The sequence below is a fragment of the Arcticibacter pallidicorallinus genome (assembly GCF_003002875.1).
Classification (GTDB): Bacteria; Bacteroidota; Bacteroidia; order Sphingobacteriales; family Sphingobacteriaceae; genus Arcticibacter; species Arcticibacter pallidicorallinus.
Genome location: NZ_PVTH01000017.1, coordinates 23,063 through 29,276 on the forward strand (window position 1 = coordinate 23,063; position 6,214 = coordinate 29,276).

Annotated in this window: 8 protein-coding genes and 1 pseudogene; 5 read left to right on the forward strand and 4 right to left on the reverse strand. The window is 43.5% G+C overall.

Annotated features, from left to right (window positions below; genetic code table 11):
- Window positions 1–7 precede the first annotated feature (7 nt).
- The 5 genes from cobT to B0I27_RS17260 all read left to right on the forward strand — a co-directional run bounded on the left by cobT (window position 8) and on the right by B0I27_RS17260 (window position 3,419).
- Window positions 8–1,021, forward strand: a complete 1,014-nt coding sequence (gene cobT / locus B0I27_RS17240; protein WP_106295690.1) for a nicotinate-nucleotide--dimethylbenzimidazole phosphoribosyltransferase — start codon at window positions 8–10, stop codon at window positions 1,019–1,021.
- Complete coding sequence (locus B0I27_RS17245) at window positions 1,021–1,791, forward strand: adenosylcobinamide-GDP ribazoletransferase (protein WP_106295692.1); 771 nt, start codon at window positions 1,021–1,023, stop codon at window positions 1,789–1,791. Before cobT ends, B0I27_RS17245 begins: the two co-directional genes overlap by 1 nt.
- Window positions 1,776–2,333 carry an alpha-ribazole phosphatase gene (gene cobC / locus B0I27_RS17250; protein WP_106295694.1) on the forward strand — a complete coding sequence of 186 codons (558 nt, stop codon included), beginning with the start codon at window positions 1,776–1,778 and terminating at the stop codon, window positions 2,331–2,333. Before B0I27_RS17245 ends, cobC begins: the two co-directional genes overlap by 16 nt.
- Window positions 2,334–2,342: 9 nt before the next feature.
- Complete coding sequence (locus B0I27_RS17255; RefSeq protein ID WP_181276822.1) at window positions 2,343–2,912, forward strand: DUF6580 family putative transport protein; 570 nt, start codon at window positions 2,343–2,345, stop codon at window positions 2,910–2,912.
- Window positions 2,913–2,990: 78 nt separating this feature from the next.
- On the forward strand, window positions 2,991–3,419 hold the full coding sequence (locus tag B0I27_RS17260; RefSeq protein ID WP_106295696.1) for a hypothetical protein: 429 nt from the start codon (window positions 2,991–2,993) through the stop codon (window positions 3,417–3,419).
- Between the two features lie 367 nt (window positions 3,420–3,786).
- Here B0I27_RS17260 and B0I27_RS17265 read toward each other — a convergent pair whose 3' ends face one another.
- From B0I27_RS17265 to B0I27_RS17590, 4 genes and pseudogenes are all read right to left on the reverse strand, one after another.
- The gene (locus B0I27_RS17265; protein WP_106295698.1) at window positions 3,787–4,158 is read right to left on the reverse strand and encodes an ASCH domain-containing protein; all 372 of its coding nucleotides are present in this window, start codon (window positions 4,156–4,158) and stop codon (window positions 3,787–3,789) included.
- Entirely contained in the window at window positions 4,155–5,027 is an 873-nt protein-coding gene (locus B0I27_RS17670) for an EVE domain-containing protein (protein ID WP_219905039.1), read from the reverse strand. Before B0I27_RS17670 ends, B0I27_RS17265 begins: the two co-directional genes overlap by 4 nt.
- A 224-nt stretch (window positions 5,028–5,251) precedes the next feature.
- Window positions 5,252–5,650 (reverse strand): PIN domain-containing protein, encoded by a 399-nt coding sequence (locus tag B0I27_RS17675; protein ID WP_219905040.1) that lies wholly within the window; start codon window positions 5,648–5,650, stop codon window positions 5,252–5,254.
- 274 nt (window positions 5,651–5,924) lie between these two features.
- Window positions 5,925–6,214 (reverse strand): annotated as a pseudogene (locus B0I27_RS17590) (hypothetical protein); the annotation flags it as partial.

A 6,214-nucleotide genomic window follows, 5' to 3' on the forward strand; every position in this document is an offset into this window, starting at 1 on the left:
GTCAACCGTGACCCTGGCACAACATCTTCAGCAAAAGATTGACCTTAAGACAAAGCCGCTGGGTGCACTGGGCAGGCTGGAAGCACTGGCTTTGCAGATCGGTCTGCTGCAAAACTGCAGCAATCCAGAGTTGAGCCATCCGTCGATTTTAACTTTTGCTGCAGATCATGGTATCGCCGCCTCTGGCGTCAGTGCCTACCCTGCGGAAGTTACTGTGCAGATGGTGCAAAACTTCCTTCAGGGCGGAGCCGCCATCAACGTCTTTTGCAGGCAGCATGGGATTGAACTCCACGTGGTGGATGCCGGTGTGAACTTCGAGTTCAGCCCCGACACTCCCTTGATTGATGCAAAAGCGGGAATGGGTACCCGGAATTTCCTTCATGAGGAAGCAATGACTGCCGAACAACTGAAATTTTGTTTTGAACGCTCGGCTGCCCTGGTTGAACAGCAGGCGAAAAAGGGCTGCAATGTCATCGGTTTTGGCGAAATGGGTATAGGCAATACCTCATCAGCAAGTTTGCTGATGAGTTGCCTTACCGGTCTTCCCCTAACCGATTGCGTCGGAAAAGGCGCCGGAGTCAGTGATGAGCAACTTGTCAAAAAGCTCCACATTCTAGAGCGGGCGAAGGTCAGTCATCCTGCGCCGGCAGAGGTATCACAAGCACTTCGTTGCTTTGGTGGCTTCGAGATCGCACAGATCTGCGGTGGTATGCTTAAAGCTCAGCAACGTCAGATGATCATCCTGGTCGACGGGTTCATTGCCAGCGTAGCCTTTCTATGTGCCCGTAGCATCAACCCGGAGATCACCATGAACGCAGTCTTTTGCCATCAAAGTGATGAACTAGGACATAAAAATCTACTTCGCCACCTAGATGCAAGCCCGCTTCTTCACTTATCCATGCGTGTGGGAGAAGGGACCGGATGCGCTATAGCCTATCCGATCATTGAAAGCGCCGTCCGCTTTCTCAACGAGATGGCCAGTTTTGAATCAGCAGGCGTTTCACAAAAAACATCAGAATAATGAGAAACGAACTTCGGGTATTTTTTACAGCGGTTATGTTTTATACCCGCATCCCATGTCCTTCCTGGGTTGACCATTCAGAAGATTATTTGAACAAGGCTACCCGCTATTTCCCGCTTGTTGGCTGGATGATCGGACTCATGGCTGCGAGCACACTTTATGCCTGCCACTTTATCTTCCCCCCATCCATATCAGTTTTGCTGGCCCTGTCTGTCAGCGTCCTTATGACTGGTGCCTTTCATGAAGATGGGTTTGCTGATGTTTGCGACGGCTTTGGCGGAGGCTGGACCTCAGAACGCATTCTTGACATCATGAAAGATAGTCGGGTGGGTGCCTACGGTGTTATCGGCACCATCCTTCTTTTTTCTTTTAAAATCTTCGCGCTGACCAGCCTACTGGAAATAGGCGTGATTTATTGTATCAAATCGATCATTCTGGCCCATGTTGGCAGCCGCTTTACGGCAGTCATGATCATGCGCAGTCACGAGTATGCACGTGAAGACGCCAGCAGCAAGGTAAAACCACTGGCCAAGCAGCTCTCCAATACAGACTTTATCATTTGCCTGCTATGGCTTCTGCCTGCTTTATTTATATTTCAACACTATGCTATCTTGTTGGTGATGATTCCGCTGTATTTGCTGAAGAGGTACCTTTCCTCCTATTTCCAAAAATGGATAGGAGGATATACAGGTGACTGCCTGGGCGCAACCCAACAACTCGCTTTTGTTGTCATTCTTTTATACTGCCTCGGCCAATGGAAGTTTATTTAATCCGACATACGAGCCCTGCAATCGAGAAGGGGATTTGCTACGGACAATCCGATATCTTTCTCAACGGGGATCTGTTCGATGAAGAATCGCAGCTAGTCCGCACTAAGGTCCCGATACAGTTCGATTGCGTCTACAGCAGTCCGCTCAACCGATGTTTAACCTTAGCCCAAACACTATCGCCTGATGTTATTCAAGACGATTTACTGAAGGAGATGCATTTCGGCGAATGGGAGATGCAGCCCTGGAAAGACATCGCTGCGGAACCATTAAACAGGTGGATGAACGATTTCGTGAATGAGCCTGTACCCGGGGGCGAAAACTACCTGGCTCTTCATCAACGCAGCGCTCAATTTTTAAACAAGCTACTGGATAAGAAAGTCGAAACGGTTGGAATCGTCACCCATGCGGGGAATATACGCAGCCTGATCAGCCTGGTTCTGGATCTACCGCTCAAAAACAGCTTCAGGCTCAACCCCGGTTATGGCTCAGTTACCCACCTAAGCATAGCTTCTGACCGACAACTTAATCAAATTCACTTATAGAATAAAAAGATGAACACTTCACAGAAAATCAATTTGAGAACCACTCTGCTGCTACTGCTGATTGTATTAGCAGCCTGCTGCCGGCTACTTCCGCAAATGCCCAATTTTTCACCCTTGGCGGCAATCGGCTTATTTGGCGCCGCTTATTTCAAAAAGATATGGCAAATCTGCCTCATCCCTATTGCAGCAACCTGGCTTAGCGACTTGTTAATCAACAATGTAGTATATGCCGAATATTTCACATCCTTTGTTTGGTTCTATCCGGGATTTTACTGGCAATACGGAAGTTATCTGCTGATAAGCCTTGTCGGGATGCTGATGTTAAAAAAAGTAACCGTTACCCGTGTAACCGGTGCCAGCCTGATGGCTACAGCGCTGTTTTTCCTCATCACCAATTTCGCGGTCTGGTTAGGTGGTGCATACCCGCAGAACTTTGCCGGTTTGATTACCTGCTATGTCGCTGGCATTCCATTTTTAAAAGGAACCTTACTAGGCAACCTTGTCTATTCAGGAATCCTGTTCGGAACTTTCGCATGGGCTCAGCGGCGGTATAAGTATGTTTTGGATGGACATTCATGACTTAGACTAGGATAATCTGATTTATATCATAAATCAGATTATCCATATTTTCTATATTTGCTTAACCTTATTGATTATATGAAACATTTATTAACCTTGGCTTTTTTAACGCTTGCTCTTACTGGGATAGCTCAAGAAACCTCTGTACTTGAACAAAACGGTATTAGCATTTCTTACACGCTAACCAAATTAAGCGCCGGCGAGAAGAAAGACACCTACCTTCTTAACGTAAAAGCCATGAATAAGAATACTTTTGATATGTTTTACCAAGGGCCCAAGAATGGAGTTAATCCTTTCCTTTGCGAAATCACCATCAGGAAAATAGATACCTACGTTTATATGACGGCACCTCAAAGTAAATTAGCGACTCTGGAAGGCAAACTGCATTATCTTAGGGCCAATGATGTCCTAACTGCTGAAAAGGAATTCAAGGTAGCAAGCAACGAAAAGCCTATAATTACGGCAAAACTCTTTGGTCCTTTGCGACCTATATCAGATTTTTACTAGCGTTATTCCCAGTTTGTATACCACAAATCAACAACGATCTGATTTATATTTTATCAAAAGACTACCAGATAGTTGTTTTATCGTATTCAAATCATAAAACGTTCTCGCTGCTGACTCAATGCTTGCAGCATACTCAATCCGTTTATGAATAGCTTCGCTCAATCATTATGAGGGCTTAAATATTAATGTATTATTGTTTGAATGCACGGTGCCTTTATATTCAACCGATCCAATTCAAAACATCACCCTTCTTAGCAATCTAAGGGAATATTACAGAGTCATTTGTTGCAATTGCACAAATCTTACTTGAATGATCTAACTCCTTTACAATTTTTAGATTATATCATTTCGTTGGGATGTAAATTAGCTAGGTTAGGTATAAAAAAGACTGGGGAGGTATCGCATTGTATTCTTCTTTGATTGATCTGGGTTCCTTATATTTTTTAGTACTCTTAATTTCAATCGCATGCGCCACTGATCTGTCAGCAAAATATTCAAAAAAGAATTTTGACGATATACCGGAAAAATGGCAAGTTTTTTCCCATAAAAGCTCAGGAGTTAGACTTAAAATCTTCTCAATTTCAAATTCCCCTATAACTTTCTGAACTGGAGAAGAAGCGTACACGACAACTGTTTTAACTTCCGGATTCTTGAATAAAATTTTTCGGAATTCAAATTTCTTAGTTCCATCAAAAATCTTGTTGGCATACTCTGGCTTTATCGACAATAGCACTCTCATACGTTTCTTGAATATTCTGCAATAGTAATAAAATCTTCTTTACTTATTCTTCGGAATCCCCTAGGCATATCCAAAACATTTGGGATTATACCTTTTTCGTTCAACCATTTAAGAGTGGGCCTTTTAGCGTAAGAAAACGAGTATAAGAAGTTGACTATAAAGGGGCGATTGTTTTTTTTGAAATTCCAATGTTCCTTTAATTCATCGTCCGTAAAAACCGATCTCTTCCTACAAAGGGCCACGAAAGTTGCTTCGTCGGGAATATCTGTTACGACAGACTCAACTATCCCCACGGTGGTTGCGACACCTCCATAAACTCCCCCGGTCCTATAAAAGACGATAAGATCTCCGGGATCTAACCGTCGTTCGTATGATCTGCTTATATATACTTTACTTACAGCATTTCTATGGGGTTTGTTTTCTACAAAATCCATAGCAGATTCCGTTCTAAGCATCGAATCAGGAAAAAGCTCTGTATGATATTCCGGATAGATCGGTACTATAAAGAACGAACTATCCCATTGTAGAAAGGGATAAGTTTTCTTGGGATTAGCTGGATCCGCTTTTCCTTTTACAAATTTCTTTACAAAAAGAACCTCGTCTCCATTAACCGTGGTCTTAGTACCGTGAAAGTTGAAACCCCATTCTTCCAGCAGCTTAATAAGCCTAACCTGTTCTTGTCGCTTATCGAAAATCGTTACATAAATTTCCTCGACTTTCTGCTTCAGCGCGTTGTCAAATATTATCTTTAGAAACCGCTCTCCAAGTTTATAGCCATTACTCGTTACTTTGAAAGTCCCAATCTTCAGTCGTCTCTTTCTTTTAAAAGGCGGGTTAATATCAGCATAATTCTCATCTGCTAATTCCACTTTAATGAACAGGAAGGCAGACAAAATACCATCTTGGTAGCAAACATAGGAAACCTCATCGCTCTTCTTAATGAACCACTTGTCGAATTCAGCATAGTCCTCTCTAAAGCTGTCAAAGAATGTATCCTCTAGGTTGACGTTCCCGAAATACTCCTTCTTTACAGCTAAAACTTTATACTCAACAAGTTCGGGATGCTCTGCGGTGACCTTTTCCAGAAACGCGTCTATCGTAAAAACCTTTTGGGGATATTCAGACGAATAGCTTTTCTATGTATCTTTCTGTCCTCTGAGATCAATATGTCTACGCGACCAGTGTAAACCTCATTCAATATTTTAGAATCATCTACGTCATTTTGGTTGCGGTCAACCAAATCACTAAGTTCTTTAATTGCCCCCTCGAATGCGGCAATCGTTTTAAGTTGATGGTAACTACCAATCTTGATATTCATTACTTTAACAGCATTGGCATCATTGAATCGTGCTAGCTCCATCACCGTGATCGGGTGAATACACTTTGAGGCGCCTATCTTATCCAACCATTTAAATACCATACCAATGTCTTGGTTGCCAGCCTTGCTGGCTTCCCTATGAATCACAATGTTTGTATCCAGTAAAACTCTCATATCAGCGATTTTGTAGACTCTTTAGAATTTTCGAAAAACATGATGGTACCGATATTGATTTTACATCGAGGACATGTTTGGAGTCTTCACAAATACGCTTGCAGACGGTACTTTTTCCGACACCGTGAATACCTCCGATAAAAGCGATGTTCTTATTCAATTTTGACAGGTTTAGGTTCGGGTAAGATAAGGTACGGGTAACAGATGAGAAGGTTTGGACATCTAAAATAGCTCAATAAATCCAAGATTTACCAGCTCCTTACTCATCATACCACTAAAATTTCACTCTCTTCCCTCTAACGATTTTCGGATGATCATCCTCAACTGGCTGTCGCCGTTCTGGCCGGCTCTTCCGCAGCTGCTCGGCTAGTTGTTCGGCCGTTCCTGCCCTGGCCTTCTGCTCAATACGATTCTGTAGACCTGCCAGCAGCCAGTTTCCTGCATAGTCTACAAATTCCCGGCCCGGCCTCTCTTCTACAAGGCCTCTCGTAGTTTGTCCAAGCGGAATAAGTCCCGGTTCCTGCCAGGCCGCAACCAGGGCTGCGGGACTGAAAGCCGTGCTGT